16 protein-coding genes are annotated in these 18,769 nt (G+C 72.4%); 9 read left to right on the forward strand and 7 right to left on the reverse strand.

Annotated elements, in window-relative coordinates; translation table 11 throughout:
- The first annotated feature begins 77 nt into the window (after positions 1-77).
- On the forward strand, positions 78-1,601 hold the full coding sequence (locus FHX40_RS23425) for a CCA tRNA nucleotidyltransferase (protein ID WP_142262133.1): 1,524 nt from the start codon (positions 78-80) through the stop codon (positions 1,599-1,601).
- Positions 1,602-1,610: 9 nt separating this feature from the next.
- Here FHX40_RS23425 and FHX40_RS23430 read toward each other — a convergent pair whose 3' ends face one another.
- Entirely contained in the window at positions 1,611-2,936 is a 1,326-nt protein-coding gene (locus tag FHX40_RS23430) for an MFS transporter (protein ID WP_142262134.1), read from the reverse strand.
- 82 nt (positions 2,937-3,018) lie between these two features.
- Here FHX40_RS23430 and idi point away from each other — a divergent pair, with 82 nt between their 5' ends.
- Positions 3,019-3,651 carry an isopentenyl-diphosphate Delta-isomerase gene (gene idi, locus FHX40_RS23435; protein ID WP_142262135.1) on the forward strand — a complete coding sequence of 211 codons (633 nt, stop codon included), beginning with the start codon at positions 3,019-3,021 and terminating at the stop codon, positions 3,649-3,651.
- A 131-nt stretch (positions 3,652-3,782) separates the two neighbouring features.
- Here the strand turns inward: idi and FHX40_RS23440 are convergent, their stop codons facing one another.
- Positions 3,783-4,862 carry an inositol-3-phosphate synthase gene (locus tag FHX40_RS23440; protein ID WP_142262136.1) on the reverse strand — a complete coding sequence of 360 codons (1,080 nt, stop codon included), beginning with the start codon at positions 4,860-4,862 and terminating at the stop codon, positions 3,783-3,785.
- 27 nt (positions 4,863-4,889) lie between these two features.
- Entirely contained in the window at positions 4,890-5,582 is a 693-nt protein-coding gene (locus tag FHX40_RS23445) for a PadR family transcriptional regulator (protein ID WP_142262137.1), read from the reverse strand.
- A gap of 545 nt (positions 5,583-6,127) precedes the next feature.
- On the opposite strand from FHX40_RS23445, the gene FHX40_RS23450 reads away from it, so the two are divergent.
- From FHX40_RS23450 to FHX40_RS25955, 3 genes are all read left to right on the forward strand, one after another.
- Positions 6,128-9,103 (forward strand): transglycosylase domain-containing protein, encoded by a 2,976-nt coding sequence (locus FHX40_RS23450; protein WP_142262138.1) that lies wholly within the window; start codon positions 6,128-6,130, stop codon positions 9,101-9,103.
- 64 nt (positions 9,104-9,167) lie between these two features.
- Positions 9,168-10,553, forward strand: coding sequence for a glycosyltransferase family 87 protein (locus tag FHX40_RS23455; protein ID WP_142262139.1), 1,386 nt, complete (start codon positions 9,168-9,170; stop codon positions 10,551-10,553).
- Positions 10,554-10,628: 75 nt separating this feature from the next.
- The gene (locus tag FHX40_RS25955) at positions 10,629-11,882 is read left to right on the forward strand and encodes a mannosyltransferase family protein (protein ID WP_229788459.1); all 1,254 of its coding nucleotides are present in this window, start codon (positions 10,629-10,631) and stop codon (positions 11,880-11,882) included.
- A gap of 133 nt (positions 11,883-12,015) precedes the next feature.
- Here the strand turns inward: FHX40_RS25955 and FHX40_RS23465 are convergent, their stop codons facing one another.
- A complete protein-coding gene (locus tag FHX40_RS23465; RefSeq protein ID WP_211350491.1) occupies positions 12,016-12,774 on the reverse strand; it encodes a deoxyribonuclease IV in 759 nt (252 codons plus the stop codon).
- A 128-nt stretch (positions 12,775-12,902) separates the two neighbouring features.
- Positions 12,903-13,211, reverse strand: coding sequence for a hypothetical protein (locus FHX40_RS23470; RefSeq protein ID WP_142262362.1), 309 nt, complete (start codon positions 13,209-13,211; stop codon positions 12,903-12,905).
- 267 nt (positions 13,212-13,478) lie between these two features.
- Between FHX40_RS23470 and rpsF the strand changes: the two genes are divergently transcribed.
- From rpsF to rplI, 4 genes are all read left to right on the forward strand, one after another.
- Positions 13,479-13,769 carry a 30S ribosomal protein S6 gene (rpsF, locus tag FHX40_RS23475; protein WP_142262140.1) on the forward strand — a complete coding sequence of 97 codons (291 nt, stop codon included), beginning with the start codon at positions 13,479-13,481 and terminating at the stop codon, positions 13,767-13,769.
- A gap of 243 nt (positions 13,770-14,012) precedes the next feature.
- Positions 14,013-14,513 carry a single-stranded DNA-binding protein gene (locus tag FHX40_RS23480; protein ID WP_142262141.1) on the forward strand — a complete coding sequence of 167 codons (501 nt, stop codon included), beginning with the start codon at positions 14,013-14,015 and terminating at the stop codon, positions 14,511-14,513.
- Between the two features lie 111 nt (positions 14,514-14,624).
- A complete protein-coding gene (gene rpsR / locus FHX40_RS23485; RefSeq protein WP_142262142.1) occupies positions 14,625-14,861 on the forward strand; it encodes a 30S ribosomal protein S18 in 237 nt (78 codons plus the stop codon).
- A 17-nt stretch (positions 14,862-14,878) separates the two neighbouring features.
- Positions 14,879-15,325, forward strand: a complete 447-nt coding sequence (rplI, locus tag FHX40_RS23490) for a 50S ribosomal protein L9 (RefSeq protein ID WP_142262143.1) — start codon at positions 14,879-14,881, stop codon at positions 15,323-15,325.
- A 117-nt stretch (positions 15,326-15,442) separates the two neighbouring features.
- On the opposite strand, the gene FHX40_RS23495 is transcribed toward rplI, so the two are convergent.
- Positions 15,443-17,188, reverse strand: coding sequence for an APC family permease (locus FHX40_RS23495; protein ID WP_229788457.1), 1,746 nt, complete (start codon positions 17,186-17,188; stop codon positions 15,443-15,445).
- A 108-nt stretch (positions 17,189-17,296) separates the two neighbouring features.
- On the reverse strand, positions 17,297-18,622 hold the full coding sequence (locus FHX40_RS23500; protein WP_229788456.1) for an MATE family efflux transporter: 1,326 nt from the start codon (positions 18,620-18,622) through the stop codon (positions 17,297-17,299).
- Positions 18,623-18,769 lie beyond the last annotated feature (147 nt).

Here is an 18,769-nt window from a genome sequence, read left to right on the forward strand (position 1 = left end):
CGCGCCGGTAGCGGCCGGCGGCTCGCCGGGCACGCGTTCCGGGGAACCTGTCTCCTGACCGAAGGACCTACCCAGCCTTGTCCGTTTCACATCTCACTGACAGTCAGCAGCGGGCGGTGGCCGACCTGTTCCGCCGCATCGCGCCCGTCGTCGACGAGCTCGGGGAGCTGTTCGCCAAGGGCGGGCACCGGCTCGCCCTGGTCGGGGGCTCGGTCCGCGACGTCTTCCTCGGCCGCATCGGGCACGACCTCGACCTCACCACGGACGCGCGCCCCGAGCGGGTGCTCGAGATCGTACGGCCGTGGGCCGACGCCGTCTGGACGGTCGGCATCGAGTTCGGCACCGTCGGCGTGCGCAAGGGCGACTGGCAGCTGGAGATCACCACCTATCGCAGCGAGTCGTACGACCCGAAGTCCCGCAAGCCCGAGGTGATGTACGGCGACACGCTCGAGGGTGACCTGGAGCGGCGGGACTTCACGGTGAACGCGATGGCGGTGCGGGTGCCCGGCCACGAGTTCGTCGACCCGTACGGCGGGCTCGCCGACCTGGGCGCGAAGGTGCTGCGCACCCCGGGCCCGCCGGAGCGGTCCTTCGACGACGACCCGCTGCGCATGCTGCGCGCGGCCCGGTTCGCCTCCCAGCTCGGGTTCCGGGTGGACCAGAAGGTGCGCGAGGCGATGACCCGGATGGCCGACCGCATCGAGATCGTGTCGGCCGAGCGCATCCGCGACGAGCTCGACAAGCTGATCTGCGGCGCGCACCCGCGCGCGGGCCTCACCCTGCTGGTGGACACCGGCCTCGCCGAGCGGGTGCTGCCCGAGCTGCCCCGGCTGCGGCTGGAGATCGACGAGCACCACCGGCACAAGGACGTCTACGAGCACACGCTCACCGTGCTGGAGCAGGCGATCGCGCTGGAGACGTCCGGGCCGGACCGGGTGCTGCGCTGGGCGGCGCTCATGCACGACGTGGGCAAGCCGAAGACCCGGCGGCTGGAGCCGGGCGGGCGGGTCTCGTTCCACCACCACGAGGTGGTCGGCGCCCAGATGACCCGCAAGCGGCTGAGCGCGCTGCGTTTCCCCAAGGACGTGGTGGCGGACGTGTCCCGGCTCGTCGAGCTGCACCTGCGGTTCCACGGGTACGGCACGGGCGAGTGGACCGACAGCGCGGTGCGGCGGTACGTGCGCGACGCGGGCCATCTGCTCGACCGGCTGCACAAGCTCACCCGGGCCGACTGCACCACCCGCAACAAGCGCAAGGCGCAGGCGCTGTGGCGCACCTACGACCACCTGGAGCAGCGCATCGCCCGGCTGGCCCAGGAGGAGGAGCTCGCCAAGATCCGGCCGGAGCTCAACGGCAACGAGATCCAGGAGATCCTCGGCATCAAGCCCGGCCCGCTGGTGGGCAAGGCCTACCGCTTCCTGCTCGACCTGCGGCTCGACCGCGGCGTGATCGGCAAGGAGGCGGCCCGCGAGGCCCTGCTCGCCTGGGCGCGGGAGAACGGCGTGCTCCCGGCGGACTCCGCCGAACCGGCGGCCGAGCCCGGCGAGCAGGCCGAGCCGACCGAACAGGACGATTCGTCCGCCCAGGCGGAACAGGCGTAGCCGCCCTGGTCAGGTGACCGGGCCCTCGGCGTGGGCGCGCGGGGTCCGGTCGCCCTTCGCCGGGCCGGCGGACGCCGTCACGACGCGGTAGGCGACCGCGGAGAGCAGGTAGCCGGCCGCGATCACGACGACCGCGAGGTGCGAGCGGCCGTCGGCGGGCAGGAACAGCGCGGACACCGCGGCCGCGGCCACGGTCATGCCGTTGAACAGCATGTCGTAGAGGGAGAAGACCCGGCCGAGGTAGGGGTCGTCGACGTCGCGCTGCACCACGGTGTCGGCGCAGATCTTCACCGACTGCCCGGCGAGCCCGAGCACGAAGCCCGCGACGAGGAAGCCCCATTCCGTGAACGGCAGGCAGAGCGCGAGCTCCAGGATCCCGGCGGCGGCGAGCGCGACGGTGACCCAGGTCCGGATGGCCATGCGCTCGGTCACCCACGGGGTGACGAACGCGGCGGCGAAGTAGCCGACGCCCGAGGTCGCCACCACCCCGCCGGCGTGCAGGAGCCCGGCCTCGGCGTCGCCGTCGGTGAAGTAGAAGCGGTAGAGCATCGCCGCCATCACCAGCGCGATGCCGTACCAGAACCGGTGCGCCGCCATGCTGCCGAGCGCGGCCGCCGCGGTGCGCCGCCGGGCCACGTGCCGGGCCCCGTCGACCAGCCCGCGCAGCACGTTCCGCACCGCCTCGCGCGCCTGCGGCCGGTTCGGGTCGTACGACGGGCCGAGCAGCGAGCGCTCCATCGTGCTCGCCACCAGCGCGCTCATGCCGAACACCACGCCGGACACCACGAGCAGCAGCGCGGTGCCGTTCGTCCCCGGCCCGAACAGCAGGCGCAGCAGGAACCCCGCCCCGGCGCCGAGGAACGTCGCCACCGTGCCCGAGGTGGGGGTGACCGAGTTCGCCATCATCAGCCGATCCGCGGGCACCACGTGCGGCAGCGAGGCCCCGAGCGCGGCGAGGAAGAACCGGTTGACGCCGAGCACGGCGAGCGCGACCGCGTAGAAGTACCCGTCCGGCGCCCCGGCCGCGAGCAGGGCCGCGGCGAGCGCGAGCAGCGCCCCGCGGACGAGGGGGCCGATCACCAGGATCTGCCGCCGTGGCCAGCGGTCGATGAAGACGCCGACGAACGGCCCGAGGATCGAGTACGGCAGCAGCAGCACCGCGAACGCCGCCGCGGCCTCGGCCGCGCTGGTCTGGTTCTCCGGGGTGAAGAACGCGTACCCGTAGACCGCGAACTGGAAGATGCCGTCGGAGAACTGGGAGACCAGGCGGGTGCCGAACAGGCGTCTGAAGTCCCGACCTCGCAGGACGACACGCAGATCGGAGACGAAGGACACGCGCACAGCCTAGTGGCCCCCGGTACCCGCCCGGGCACAACGCGCTCGACGCGGTCTCGTGACGGCCTACCCTCGAGGTGTGATGACCGAGGAACGGGTCGTGCTCGTCGACGCCGCGGGACAGGCGGTCGGCAGCGCGCCGAAGAGCGCCGTGCACGGGCCGCGGACGCCGCTGCACCTGGCCTTCTCGTGCTACGTGTTCGACGACGACGGCCGGGTGCTGCTGAGCCGCCGTGCGCACCACAAGATCACATGGCCCGGGGTGTGGACGAACAGCTGCTGCGGCCACCCCCTGCCGGGCGAGCCGGTGGCGGCCGCGGTCGCCCGGCGGCTCGCGTTCGAGCTGGGGCTCGAGGCGAGGTCGCTCGACCTGCTGCTGCCCACCTTCTCGTACCGGGCGACGATGGAGAACGGCACCGTCGAGCACGAGCTGTGCCCGGTCTACCGGGCGGTCACCTCGGGCACGCCGCGGCCGAACCCCGCGGAGGTCGCGGACGTGCGGTGGCTGCCCTGGGCGGAGTTCGCGGCCGCGGTGCGCACCGGCGTGCTCGCCCCGCCCGCGGACGGGACCGGGCCCGCCCCCGAGGCGGCGCCGGTCTCCCCGTGGTGCCGGCGCCAGGTGCCGCTGCTCGACCGGCTCGGGCCGGACCCGCTCGCCTGGCCGGTCGCGGACGAGTCCGCGCTGCCGCCCGCGGCCCGGGCCGGCCTCGGCTGAACCGCCGCAGGCGCCCGCGGCGGCCGTGCCGTACCGGCACGCGAAAGGGCCCCGGCCGCGCGCGGCCGCGCGACCGGGGCACGGGCTTGGTCACGGCGGCCGGGCTCACCGGCGCGCCGGGACGCGGAAGGTCAGCGCTCGACCTCGCCGCGGATGAACTTCTCCACGGCCTCGAGGGCCTCGTCGTCGGAGTACTGGATCGGCGGCGACTTCATGAAGTACGCGGAGGCGGACAGCAGCGGGCCGCCGATGCCGCGGTCCTTGGCGATCTTCGCCGCGCGGATGGCGTCGATGATGACGCCCGCCGAGTTCGGCGAGTCCCACACCTCGAGCTTGTACTCCAGGTTGAGCGGCACGTCGCCGAACGCGCGGCCCTCCAGGCGCACGTAGGCCCACTTGCGGTCGTCGAGCCACGGCACGTGGTCGGACGGGCCGATGTGCACGTCCGCCTTCTTCATCTCGTGCGGGATCTGCGAGGTGACCGACTGGGTCTTGGAGATCTTCTTCGACTGGAGCCGCGAGCGCTCCAGCATGTTCATGAAGTCCATGTTGCCGCCGAAGTTGAGCTGGTACGTGCGCAGCAGCTCAACGCCGCGGTCCTCGAAGAGCTTGGCCAGCACGCGGTGCGTGATCGTGGCGCCGACCTGGGACTTGATGTCGTCGCCCACGATCGGCACGCCGGCCTTGGTGAACTTGTCGGCCCACTCCGGGTCGGAGGCGATGAACACCGGCAGCGCGTTCACGAACGCCACACCGGCGTCGAGGGCGCACTGGGCGTAGAACCGGGTCGCCTCCTCCGAGCCGACGGGCAGGTAGCAGACGAGCACGTCGGTCCGCGTCTCCTTGAGCACCTTGACGACGTCGACCGGGTCCTCGTCCGATTCGTCGATGACCTGGCGGTAGTACTCGCCGAGGCCGTCATAGGTGTGGCCGCGCTGCACCGGCACCCCCAGCGGGGGCACGTCACAGATCTTGATGGTGTTGTTCTCCGAGGCGACGATGGCCTCGGAGAGGTCACGACCGACCTTCTTGGCGTCCACGTCGAACGCGGCGACGAACTCGACGTCGCCCACGTGGTAGTCGCCGAACCGCACGTGCATCAGGCCCGGTACCCGGGTGCCCGGGTCGGCGTCCTTGTAGTAATGCACGCCCTGCACCAGCGACGCGGCACAGTTGCCGACGCCGACGATGGCTACGCGCACCGAACCCATCGCACTCGCTCCTTAATGGTCATCGTGTCAATCGGAATTGGGTGCCTCTGCACCATCTGGTGGTGACGGGAGTCCCTGCCGATCACTGGGCCGCTCCTCGGCCCGCCGATCCCGCCCGTCCCGGGTGCCGGCCTCCTCGGAGGTGTGCGCGGCGTCGTCCTTGCGCTCGGCGCCCTGCTGCCGCTCGGTCGCGATGAGTTCGTTCAGCCAGCGCACCTCGCGCTCAACGGACTCCAGACCGTGCCGGTGCAGTTCGAGCGTGTAGCTGTCGAGGCGCTCACGGGTCCGGGCGAGAGCCGTGCGGACGCTGTGCAGACGTTCCTCGAGGCGGCTGCGGCGGCCCTCCAGGATGCGCAGCCGTACCTCGGCCTCGGTGTGGCGGAAGAAGGCGAAGCGAACGCCGAAGCCCTCGTCCTCCCAGGCCGACGGGCCGGACTGGGTGAGCAGCTCGTGCAGGCGTTCCTTCCCCTCCGCGGTCAGCTTGTAGACGATCTTCGAGCGGCGGCCGGTGAGTGGCGGGGCGTCGGCCGGGCGCTCCTCGGCGATCAGCCCTTTGGCGAGGAGCTGCCGTAGGCACGGATAGAGCGACCCATAAGAGAAGGCACGGAACATACCGAGCAGCGCGTTCAGACGTTTACGCAGCTCATAGCCGTGCAGGGGGGTCTCGTGCAGGCACCCGAGCACGGCCAGCTCCAGCACCTCGCTTCGCGCGCCGGCCACTGGAACCACCTCCCGCCTCGTGCTCGGCCTATCCTCCCGATGTATCGCCCTGATACATCACGAGGATACGTCGGGCCGACATATCGCGCAATCATGGTTTAGGGCAGGGCGCGGGGCGCACACGGGGTTCCGAGATCACTTCTTTGCCCGGCGGAGCGCGGGAAGAACGTGACGTACGACACTCGGGAGCACCTTTCGGTCATTTCCGTCGTGGCGGGTGCCCCGTGATCACCGATCGCGTCCGGAGCGCTACGGTACGGCTCACCTGCGGCCTTGCGACGGCGGGACGGCCTGCGAATCCCCTGAATTCCCCGGCCTGCGGTCCCGGCGTCTGCCAATGTTGTTCTCGGCACAACTGACGTTCTCATCCATCCTCGGCGGGGGCGGGCCCGCCGGGCCGCGACGGAGCGGGCCGGAGGACCGGGCCCGAGGCGGAGGATCGCGGAGGATCCTTTCCTGTCTCACAGGCCCGGTTTGTCGGGGTACGCTCTCGCCCTGCCGAGTGATGTGGTGACCGCAGACCGCCAAGGACCGAACGAGGACCCGTGAGTTACAACAGCTACGGCCCCGAGCCGAGCGGGCGCCCCGGCCACGTCGAGGGGCGGCCCGGTGCGTCGGCACCTGCGGGGCGGCGCCGTCGCCCGCCCCAGGGATCCACGACGAGCCAGCCGTACGGCGGTGAGCAGCCGATGTACCCCCGCACCGCCGGTCCGGCGCCGCGCCAGGCAGGCCCCGCCGGGGGCCGTGCCGTCACGGGTTCGCCCGGCGCGCCGCGGCCGCAGCAGCAGCGGCGGCCCGAGGCGGCCTACGAGGACACCCAGGCGATGGCCGCGGTCCCCGACTCCGGACCGGTGCGCGGCGGCGCGCCTGGCCGCGCCCCCCAGGCGCCGCCGCCGGGCCGCGCGCCCATGGCGGGCGCCCCGGCGGGCCGCAGGGCTGCCCCCGGCGCACCGGCGGCGGACCCCGGCGCCCAGGCGACCCAGGTGATGCGGCACGGGGCGGGCGGCAGGCCCGGCCCGGCGGCGGACCCCGGCGCCCAGGCGACCCAGGTGATGCGGCACGGGGCGGGCGGCAGGCCCGGCCCGGCGGCCGACCCGGGCGCCCAGGCCACGCAGGTGATGCGGCACGGCGCCGAGGGGCGGACCGTTCCGGGGCGGCGGCGCGCCAACGCGATGGACGGCCCAGGCGGCCCGCACGGACCGGACGGCCCGGGCCGGGGCCGCGGCGGCCGGGGCGGCGGCGGTGGCGGGTTCGGCGGTGACGACGGGTTCGACGACGAGCTCGACGACGAGCCGCGCCGTACCGGCTGGCGCCGGTTCATTCCGAGCTGGAAGATCGTGCTCGCCTCGATCGCGGTGCTCGTCGCCGGCGTGTTCGGCATGGTCGCGGTCGCCTACGCCAACACGCCGCTCCCGGTGGTGAAGCAGGAGCAGGCGCTCGCGCAGGGCTCGATCATCTACTACCGGGACGGCAAGACCGAGATCGCGCGGCTCGGCCGTAAGCGGGAGATCGTGCCGATCAGCAAGGTCCCGCTGCACGTGCAGGACGCGGTGATCTCCGCGGAGAACCGGTCCTTCCGCACCGACGCCGGCATCGACCTCAAGGGCATCGCCCGGTCGGTGTGGATGACGGTCACCGGCCAGCAGATCCAGGGTGCGTCGACCATCACCCAGCAGATGGTCCGCAACTACTACGACGGCCTCAGCCAGGAGCGGTCGGTGACCCGGAAGATCAAGGAGATCTTCGTCGCGATCCGCGCCGACCGCGAGATGACGAAGGACGAGATCCTTCAGAACTACCTCAACACCATCTACTTCGGCCGCGGCGCGTACGGCATCCAGGCCGCCGCCCAGGCCTTCTTCAAGAAGGACGTCAGCAAGCTCACCGTCGCCGAGGGCGCGTACCTCGCGGGCCGCATCCAGAACCCCGACCGGTTCGACCGCGCCGAGCAGTCGGGCAACTGGGCGCCGACCAAGGAGCGGTTCGAGTACGTCATCAAGGGGATGGCGACGGACGTCGACCCGCAGAAGTACGGCAACCTGCTCAACACGGCGAAGTTCCCGAAGATCGCGAAGAAGGACGACACCGAGATCTACCGCGGCATCCGCGGCTACATGATCGACATCGTCAAGCGGGAGCTGAAGGAGCGCGCCTCGATCTCCGAGGAGGACCTGCACACCGGCGGCTACCGCATCGTCACCACCTTCGACCGGCGGCTGATGAAGGCGGCGAAGGAGGCCGTCGAGAAGAACCTCAAGCCGCTCGGCGACAAGTACGTGCGCGCGATCATGGCCGCGGTCGACCCGAACAACGGCCGCGTGATCGCCTTCTACAGCGGCCGGGACTACCTGAACAAGCGGTACGGCTTCGTCAACAACGCCTTCGACGCGCAGAAGCAGGCGGCCTCGGCGTTCAAGCCGTACGTGCTCGCCGCCTGGCTCGAGGCGGGCTACAGCGTGCGCAGCTACGTGTCCGGCAAGGGCCCGGTGGAGCTCCCCGGCACCCGGCCGATCAAGAACTCGCACGACGTCGGCCCGGCGGTCCGCATCGACAAGGCCACCGCCGAGTCGGTGAACACCGCGTTCGCCACGATGGCCCAGGAGGTCGGCCTCGACGCGGTGATCAAGATCGCCGAGCAGGCGGGCCTCAGCCGGAAGAACCTCGAGCAGGCCCGCCGGGACCACTCCTACGCGCTGTCCATCGGCTCGAACCTCGTCACGCCGGTGCAGCAGGCGGGCGGCTACAGCATGTTCGTCAACGGCGGCAAGCACTACGCCCCGCACGTGGTCATCTCGGTGAAGACGGTCGACGGCAAGGTCGCCTACAAGGAGAACATCCCGGCGACCCAGGTGATCAGCCCGGACACCGCCGCCGACGTGACGTACGCGCTGAAGGAGGTCGTCAAGTCCGGCACCGCCCGGGGCCTGACCGTGCCGGGGCACGAGATCGCGGGCAAGACCGGTACCAACGACGACAGCAAGGAGGCCTGGTTCGTCGGGTACAGCGCCCACGTCTCCGCCGCGGTCGGCATGTACAAGGAGGTGCCGCAGACCGACCCGAAGACCGGCAAGGTGCTCCGCGACGCCAACGGCGTCCCGCTGCCGAAGGAGGTGCCGCTGCCCGGCGGCATCGCCGGTGGCGGCACGCCGTCCCACATCTGGCGGGACTTCATGATCGCGGCGATGGCGAACAAGGAGCCCAAGCCGCTGCCCACGGCCGTGTTCGCGGGCGAGGAGCACAACCTGGTGGCGAAGCCCGAGCCGAAGCCGACCCCCGATCCGGAGGACCCGTTCGGCGACCCCGGCGGCACGGAGTGCCTCCCCGGCGACTTCGGCTGCACCGGCGGTGGCGGCGGCAACGGTGGCTTCGGCGGCGACGACGGCTTCGGCGACCCCGGCTTCGGCAACGACAACTTCGGCGACCAGCCGGGATCGCCGGAGGACGGTACGTTGATGGACGGCGGCCTGCTCAACAACGCCGGTCCGGCGGGGCACGAGGCACGGCCGGCCGGCGAAGGGTGACGGGCGGGAACGCGCCCCGCGGCGGGTGGCCGCCGCGGGCCGAGAGCCACCGGGGAGGCCGGGCATGAGCGAGACGGAGCGGGGGACGTCGACCGTGCGGTCCGACGGCCCCCGGCCGGCCGTTCCGTGGTCGCGGCGGCTCGCGCCGTACCTGCCGTTCGGCATCTTCGCCGTGCTCGGCGCGCTGCTCGCGTACCTGTGGAAGGCGCCGTGCCGGTACGGCGGGGCGTGGAACGACAACGCCGGGCAGTTCCTCAACTTCTGCTACACGGACATCTATCCGCTGTGGTGGAACGAGCGGCTCGCCGAGGGCGCCGTGCCGTACTTCGGCCACCCGGTCGAGTACCCGGTGGGCATCGGCTTCGTGATGGAGCTCGGCCGCCGGATCGTCGGCCTGCTGCACACCCCGACGGCCGCCGACCCGGCCGGCGGCGTGCTGTTCTACGACGTCACCGCGTTCCTCATGGCGGTCTGCCTGCTGGCGGGCGTGCTGCTCACCGCGGCGCTCGCCGGGCCGGGGCGGCGGAGCGACGCGCTGTGGTTCGCGCTCGCGCCCGGCGTGATCCTCACCGCGTACATCAACTGGGACCTGCTGTGCGGCGCGCTCACCCTCGGCGGCCTGTTCGCCTGGTCGCGCCGCCGCCCGCTGCTCGCCGGGGTGCTGCTCGGCCTCGCGGTGGCGACCAAGTTCTACCCGCTCGTGCTGTTCGGGGCGCTGCTCGTGCTCACCATGCGCACCCGGCTGTGGCGGCCGTTCCTGACCGCGCTCGGCGGCGCGGCCGGGGCCTGGCTGCTCGTCAACCTGCCGATCGCGCTGCTCGCCTTCGACGGCTGGAAGCGGTTCTACGTGTTCAGCGAGGAACGGCCCGCCGACTGGGGGTCGCTGTGGTACTTCTTCCAGAACAAGAACTGGCCGATCCTCGGTGACCCGGAGCTGCTCGACACGCTCGGCGTGGTCTCCCTCGCGCTGCTGTGCACGGGGATCGCGGTGCTCGGGCTCGCCGCGCCCCGGCGGCCCCGGCTGGCGCAGCTGTGTTTCCTCGTGCTCGGCGCGTTCCTGCTCACCAACAAGGTGTGGTCGCCGCAGTTCGTGCTGTGGCTGGTGCCGCTCGCGGTGCTCGCCCGGCCGAACCGGGGGCCGCTGGTGCTGTGGCAGCTCGCCGAGATCTGGTACTTCCTGGCGATCTGGCTCTACCTCGTCGCGCTCTCCCCGGAGCAGGAGGCCCTCGGCATCAGCGCCGACACGTACTTCACCGCGGTGTGGGCCCGCGCGCTCGCCGTCGCGTTCCTCATGGCGCTCGTGGTGCGGGACATCCTGCACCCCGAGCGGGACCTGGTACGGCAGGGCGGCGTGGACGATCCGTGGGGCGGGGTGTTCGACCGGGCCGAGGACCGGTTCGTGCTCGACCTGGCGTCCGGCCGGGCGGTGTACCCGGCGGCGCGCTGGTGAGCCGGAGGCGGACCGCGGGTGGGGCTCGGCGACCGGCGGCGGGCGATGCGGTGGCGAAGGGTCGGGTGGCCGTATGTGGATCGGTTGCGCGAGCCGGACTGGGAGGCGCTGCTGCTCTGGCTGGCGACCCGGCTCGGCGTCATCGTGCTCGGCACGGTGGGCGCGGCGATGCTCTTCCAGGACCAGCGGCTTCCGCCGTTCCTCGACCGGCTGCGACGGTGGGACGCCGAGCACCTCATCGAGATCGCGCGGTTCGGGTACGGCGGTGACCCGGCGCAGCCGCCGGACGCCGGCCTGCCCGCGTTCTTCCCGGGCCAGCCGCTCGCGCTCCGGGCGGTGCACGTGATCGTGCCGGACTGGGTGCTCGCCGGGGTGCTCATCTCGCTCGTCGCCGGGGGCGTGGCGATGGTCGCGCTGTCCCGCCTCGGCGAGCTGGCCGGGCCGCCCGGCACCGGGCGGTGGGCGGTGCTCGCGCTGTTGCTCTGCCCGACCTCGGTGTTCCTGTTCGCCGGGTACAGCGAGGCGCTGTTCCTCGCGTTCGCGATCCCGGCCTGGCTCGCGGCCCGGCAGGACCGGTGGCGGCTCGCCTGCCTGCTCGCGGCCGGGGCCTCGTGCGTGCGCATCACCGGGCTGTTCCTCGGCTGCGCGCTGATCGTCGAGTACGTGGCCGCCGGGCGGCGGCGGGCGGCGCAGGCGGCGGTGGCCGCCACCGCCGGTGCGCGGCGGCCGCTGCGCGTGGGGTCGGCGCCGGGCGGGGCGACAGCCGTACCGGTGGGGGAGGGCGAGCCGGGGGCGGCCGGGGAGCCGAGGGCCGCCGCGGGGGCCTGGTGGCGGCGGGCCGGGGGCGGGCCCGGCTGGCTGGTGGTGCCGTTCGTGCCGCTCGTGCTCTACTCGGCCTACCAGTACCTGCGGACCGGGGACCTGCTCGCCTGGAAGCACGCCCAGGAGGCGGGGTGGGGCCGGACGCTGGTGTGGCCGTGGGAGTCGTTCCTCACCACCTGGGAGCAGGCCACCGCGGACGGGCGGTTCGCCTGGGCGTTCCGGATGGAGATCGCCGGGGCCGTGGTGGGCGTGGCGGTCCTCGTCTGGCTGCTCGTGCTGCGGCGGTGGAGCGACGTCGTGTACGTCGGGCTGCAGCTCGCCGCGCTGCTCTGCTCGGCGTACTACCTGTCGATCCCGCGGTCGATGCTGCTGTGGTGGCCGGTGTGGATCGCGGTCGGCCAGGTGGCGGCGCGGCGCCCATGGGTCATGGCGGTGTACGGCGCGGTCGCCGCGCCGCTCATGGTGCTGAACACGCTGGCCTTCCTGCAGGGCGCCTGGGCGGGATGAGGTGCCCGGATCCGCGGGATCCGCGCGATCGTCCACGGCCGGTGCGTAACAATCCAGAGAAGTTATCCACAGACTGTGGATCTTCGGGTGTGTAATTCCACAGGGACCCGTATCGCCCGGGCGCGCCCGTGGGCTAGCCCAGACGCTCGCGGAGGAACGCGATGTCCGCGGCCTGGCCGGGGCCGGGCGTCTCCACCACGATCGGCGCCCCCGCGGCCCGGCACACCGCGACGATCAGCTCGGGGTCGATCGTGCCCTTCCCCAGGTTCGCGTGCCGGTCGGCGCCGGAGCCGAACGCGTCGCGCGAGTCGTTGCAGTGGATCAGGTCGATCCGGCCGGTGATCGCCTTCACCCGGTCGACCACGTCGGCCAGGTCCTCGCCGCCCGCGTGCGCGTGGCAGGTGTCGAGGCAGAAGCCCACGTCGAAGCCGTCGAGCGCGTCCCACAGGCGGGCGATGCGGTCGAGCTTCCGCGCCATCGCGTTGCCGCCGCCCGCGGTGTTCTCGATGAGCACCGGGATCGGGCACTCCATGCGCTCGAACACCTTGCGCCAGTTGTCGAACCCGACCTGCGGGTCGTCGTCCTTGCCGACGTGCCCGCCGTGCACCACGAGGCCCTTCGCGCCCAGCGCGGCGGCGGCCTCGAGGTGCGCCGCGAGCAGCTTGCGGCTGGGGATGCGGATGCGGTTGTTCGCCGTCGCCACGTTGATCACATAGGGCGCGTGGATGTAGACGTCGACGTCGGACGCCCGGATCGCGTCGGCCGTGGCCGGGAGCACCGGCCCCTTCCAGCCCTGCGGGTCGCCGAGGAAGAACTGCACGACCTCGGCCCCGCGCTCGGCCGCCTGCCCCAGCGGGTCGTCCTGATCGACATGAGCCCCAATGCGCACCATGCCCCCAACCTAGCCCTCCGGGCCGCCCCGCGCCCACCCGGCGCGGCGCACGTCCCGGCGGGTCCGCCGCCGGTCCCGGCCGGCCGCCCCGGCCCGCCGTACCGTCCGGTGGGCCGGGGCGCGGTGGGTCACGGGAAGAAGCCGCCGTGGTAGATGCCGAGCGCCGCGCCGACGAACGAGCCGACGAGGCCGATCACGTTGAGGCTGCGCTCGGTCGTGGTCACCGAGATGTACTGGGCGTACAGGCCGGTCGGGAAGCCGAGCACGCCCGCCCACGAGGCGATGACGTGCAGGTCGACGATGGGCCCGGTGACCAGGGCGAGCACGCCGAGCACGAACGCGGTGACCGACAGCGCGTTCTCGATCGGGTGGCGCCGGTCGTCGGTGTTGAAGTGGACCCGGAACCTGCGGCGCGGCCGGTCGGTGGTGCGAGCCACGGAGGTCACCCTCTTTCCTGATCCCCGCGTTCCCTGTGGTCTGCGCGGACCGCCGTCCGCGTTCCCCGCGACTTCCCGGGGATGCGGCCGGGAAACCCGCGCGGACCGGCATCGCCTGCGGAAACTGGTACGCTGAACCGGCTGCGTCCGGCGTGCTCGTGGCACGCCCGCGGCGCCGCCCGAGAGCGGGCGGGCCGCGTCAGTGCAGCGTCCTCCTGTCACGGCACCGTGTCGTGGCCGCGAAAGTCCAAAGGAGGTTTGGAGTCCATGCGTCGCTACGAAGTGATGGTCATCCTGGACCCGTCCCTCGACGAGCGCACGGTCGCGCCGTCGCTCGACCAGTTCCTCGGCGTCGTCCGCGAGGACGGCGGCCAGGTCGAGAAGGTCGAGGTGTGGGGCCGGCGGCGGCTCGCCTACGACATCAAGAAGAAGTCGGAGGGCATCTACGCCGTCATCGACCTGAACTGCTCGCCCGCCGCGGTGAAGGAGCTGGACCGTCAGCTCAACCTGAACGAGGGCGTGCTGCGCACCAAGGTCATCCGTCCCGACGTGCACTGAGACGTGCACCGAGCGCACTGAGCCACGGGGGCGACGCCCGGGCCGCGGCGTCGGACCCGGTGTGGTCGGACCCGGTGCATCGGACACGGCGGCACGCACGAGTACGGATCGCCCGGAACGGGTGGCCGGAAACCGTGGGAACGCCGTCCGATCCCCGGCGAGCGGCGGAAACCGTCCGACTTTGTCGGCCGCTGGCCGTACCCTGTGCCCTGACCGAGCAAGCAGTGCAGGAAGGCGCCACTCATGGCAGGCGACACCATGATCACCATCGTCGGCAACCTCGTCGACGACCCCGAGCTGCGCTTCACCCCCACGGGGCAGGCGGTGGCCCGGTTCCGCATCGCGTCCACTCCGCGGTACATGGACCGCCAGACGGGCGAGTGGAAGGACGGCGAGGCGCTGTTCCTCACCTGCAACATCTGGCGTCAGGCGGCGGAGAACGTCGCGGAGAGCCTGACGCGCGGCATGCGGGTGATCGTCTACGGTCGGCTCAGGCAGCGTTCGTACGAGACCAAGGAGGGCGAGCGCCGCACCGTCTACGAGGTCGAGGTCGACGAGGTCGGCCCGTCGCTGCGCAACGCCACCGCGAAGGTCAACAAGACCACGCGGCAGGGCGGCGGCTTCGGCGGGGGGCCGGTCGACGACCCGTGGGCGACCGCCACGCCCGCCCCGCCCGGCTCCTACGGGCCGCAGGGCGGTGGCGGCGGCTTCGGCGGTGACCTGAGCGACGAGCCGCCCTTCTAGGCCCGGCACCACCCCGACAACCGAGTCCGCGCCCCACCGGGGCGCACGTCCGACCAGCAACCGAGCGACCATTCCCGCCCTGGTGCGGGGCTCTCACGAAGGAGCACCATGATGGCGAAGCCGGCACTGCGCAAGCCGAAGAAGAAGGTTTGCCTGTTCTGCCACGAAAAGATCGCCTACGTCGACTACAAGGACACGACGCTGCTGCGGAAGTTCATCTCCGACCGCGGCAAGATCCGTGCCCGCCGGGTGACCGGTAACTGCACCCAGCACCAGCGCGACGTGGCGACGGCGATCAAGAACGCGCGCGAGATGGCCCTGCTGCCGTACACGAGCACGGCTCGCTGACAGGAGGTCTCTGGGATATGAAGCTCATTCTCACCAACGAGGTCTCCGGCCTCGGCGCGCCCGGCGACGTGGTTGAGGTCAAGGACGGCTACGGCCGGAACTACCTGCTGCCGCGCGGCTACGCGATCCGCTGGACCCGCGGCGCCGAGTCCCAGATCGCCTCCATCCGCAAGGCCCGCGAGGCGCGGGCCATCCGCGACCTCGGCGCCGCCCAGGAGGTCGCCGAGCAGCTCGGCCGGCTGCAGGTCAAGCTGGCGATGCGGGCCGGCGAGGGCGGCCGGCTGTTCGGCTCGGTGACCACCAAGGACATCGTCGAGGCCGTGAAGGCCGCGGGCGGCCCCGAGCTCGACCGCCGCCGCATCGAGATCGGCAACCCGATCAAGAGCCTGGGCCGGCACACCGTCTCGGTCCGCCTCCACCCGGAGGTCTCCGCGAACATCGAGATCGAGGTCGTCGCCGCCTGACGTGCTCGGTCGTCCGGCCGGGGCCACCGGTCCCGGCCGAGCCTCTCAGACAAGGCTCTGCACCGCCGCGCCCCCTTCCCGCCCGGGGAGGGGGCGCCGCGCGTTTCCGGGTGCGGATCAGCGGCGGTGCCGGCCGCGACCGGGACGGCGCGGCGGGGGAGGGCCGGAGCGCCCGCCGCCCGGCGGGGTGCCGGGCCCGTGGCCGGAACCGGGTCCGTACCCGGATCCGGGGCCGGGTCCGTACCCGGGGTCGGGGCCATAGCCGGGACCGGGGCCATGGCCAGGGTCGGAACCGAGGCCGTAGCCGGGGCCACGCGGGGACCGCCGCCAGGGCTCGGGCCGCGGCCGGGGCTCGGGCGGCGGCTCGTGGTAGGCGCCCGGGGCGAGCATGCTGTGCCGCCTGCCGTACGCGAGGTAGATGAGCAGGCCGGCCGCCATCCACACGGCGAAGGCGAGCCAGGTGAACACCTGGAGGTTGAGCATGAGCCACAGCGTCGTGGCGGCCGAGAGCGCGGGCACGAACGGCTGCATCGGGGTGCGGAAGCCGCGCGGCAGGTCGGGCATGCTGCGGTTCATCGCGATCACCCCGATCGCGACGAACAGGAACGCGAACAGCGTGCCGATCACCACGAGCTGCTCGAGCGCGAACACCGGCACGGTCTGGGCGAGCACCATCGCGCAGCCGCCGAGCACGAGGGTGGCGGTGGACGGGCTGCGCCAGCGGCTGAGCCGGCTCAGCGAGCGCGGCAGCAGGCCGTCCCGGGCCATGGAGAACACGATGCGGGTCTGGCCGACGAGCAGCACGAGGATGACCGTGGTGAGGCCGAGCACGCCGCCGATGTTGATCACGTGGACCATGAAGTCGTCGCCGACCAGCCGGAACGCGGAGGCGAGCGGCGTCTCGGGGTCGATCCTGGTGTACGGCACCATGCCGACCATGACCACGGCCACCGCGATGTAGATGACCGTGGTGAGCACGAGGCTGCGGATCATGCCCTCCGGCATGGTACGGCGGGGCTCGATCGTCTCCTCCGCCGCGGTGGCGACGATGTCCCAGCCGATGTAGGCGAACACGATCGCGGGCGTGGCGGCGAGGATGCCGTACCAGCCGAACGCGTCGGTCTCGCCGACGAGCAGGCCGATGATCGTGGTGTGGAGCGTGTCCCGGGCCTCCTCGGGCGCGGGGGCCTCCGGGGCCGGGATCGCCGCGAGGTTGGCGGGGTCGATGTGCCGCACGCCGAAGACGATCACGCCGCCGATCGCGATCAGTTTCAGGCACACGATCAGCCACAGCGTGCGCAGGCCGAACCGGGCGCCGAGCGCGACGATCCCGGTGAGCAGGGCAAGGATGACCAGGCTCGGCAGGTCGAACCCCTCGACCTGCCCGACGACGCCGGCGAGCGGCGCGGGCACGGCGACATTGAGATCGGTGAGAAACCGTCCGAAGATCAGCGACCACGCGCGCGCCACCACGCTGGCGGCGAGCATCATTTCGAGGATCAGCGACCAACCGATCACCCACGCCCACAGCTCACCGAAAATCACGTAGGTGAACGTGTAGGCGCTGCCGGACGCCGGGATCGTCGAGGTGAGTTCGGCGTAACAGAAAGCGGCGAGCAGGCTGCAAATGCCCGCGATCATGAATGAAAGGATCACGCCCGGGCCCGCCATGGAGGCGGCCTGCCGTCCGGCGATGGTGAAGATGCCGGCGCCGATCATGACGCCGAGTCCGAGCACGATGAGGTCGCGCCGGTGGTAGATCGTGACGAGGCGGTGGCGGGCCCCCGTCCGCTTCCCGGTCGCCTCGCTCGCGGGGAGACGGCGCAGTAATGAGGTTGAGGGGTGGGTCGATTCGCGGCGCAACGGGCAAATCACTCCGATTGGTGACGGTGCGATTTACCCTGCCTCAGCTGCGCGTTTCTGACAAGCCTTTCGGTGTCACGTGCGCGTTGCGCCGTGAAAAAACCTCAGTCACGCGCCGGTGACCAACCACGCGGTACCCCGCGCCCGTGCGGAAAGCGCGATCAAACGTGCGATCATCCAGATTCCCAGCGCCACCCAGAGCGAGACGAGCCCGGTGCCGAGCACGACCACGAGCAGTACGGCGGGCAGGAAGGCCACGGCCGCGGCCACCTGGGCCCAGGCGAGGAAGCGCTGGTCGCCCGCGCCGATGAGCACGCCGTCGAGCACGAAGACCACGCCCGCCACCGGCTGGAGCAGGGCGACGAGCCACAGCACCGCGAGCAGCTCCTCGGTGACCGCGGCGTCGGCGTCGAACAGCCCGGGGATCCACGGCCGCGCCACGCAGAGCACGACGCCGAACACGACGCCCGCGCCGATGCCCCAGGTGACCATGCGGGCGGTGGCGGCCCGGGTCGCCGCGACGTCCCCGGCGCCGAGGGTGCGCCCGGTGATCGCCTGCCCGGCGATCGCGATCGCGTCGAGGGCGTAGGCGAGCAGTGTCCACACCTGGAAGGCGATGCCGTGCGCGGCGACCGGGGCGTCGCCCATGCGGGCGGCCACCGCGGTCGCGAGCGCGAGCACCACGCGCAGCCCGACGGTGCGGATGAACAGCGCGAACCCGGCCGCGCCCGAGGTGCGCACCCCCGCGAGCCGGGGCCGCAGCGGCACGCCCTCCCGCCGCGCCCCGCGCAACACCACGACGAGGTAGGCGGCGGCGGAGAGCACCTGCGCGATCACCGTGCCCCACGCCGACCCGGCGATGCCCCAGCCGAGGCCGAGCACGAACCACGCGTTGAGCGCCGCGTTCAGCGTGAACCCGGCGATCGACACCACGAGCGGGGTGAGGGTGTCCTGCAGGCCGCGCAGCACCCCGGTGCCCGCGAGCACGAGCAGCATCGCGGGGGTGCCGAGCAGGCTGATCCGCAGGTAGGTGACCGCCTCGGCGGCGAGCTCGGGGGACGCGCCGAACGGCTCGACGAGCGCGGGGGCGAACGGCACGCCGAGTACGGCGAGCACGATCCCGATGGCCGCGGCGAGCCACAGCCCGTCGATGCCCCAGCGCAGGGCCTCGCGCCGGTCGCCCGCGCCGATCCGGCGGGCCACCTGGGCGGTGGTCGCGTAGGCGAGGAAGACGCACAGGTTGACGAGCGTGGTGAGCACGGTGCCGGCCACCCCGAGGGCACCGAGTGCGACGGTGCCGAGGCGGCCCACGATCGCGTAGTCGGCGAGGAGGAAGAGCGGCTCGGCGACGAGCGCGCCGAACGCGGGGATCGCGAGGCGCAGGATCTCCCGGTCGTGGACGCGTCCGCCGCCCTTGGGGGCGGTACCAGGCACCCGAGCATTGTGGCCGGTCGCGCGGCGTGCTCTCCACCGGTTTATCGCTCGGTGCGCCCTCTGTCCCCAGGTGTCTCCCCGGGTGCCGCGGGAGGGCCGGCGGCGCCCGGCGGCGGCGTTCCGGCGTGTCGCCCGACTTTCTTTCAT

Origin of the sequence: Thermopolyspora flexuosa (assembly GCF_006716785.1) — a bacterium.
Lineage (GTDB): Bacteria > Actinomycetota > Actinomycetes > Streptosporangiales > Streptosporangiaceae > Thermopolyspora > Thermopolyspora flexuosa.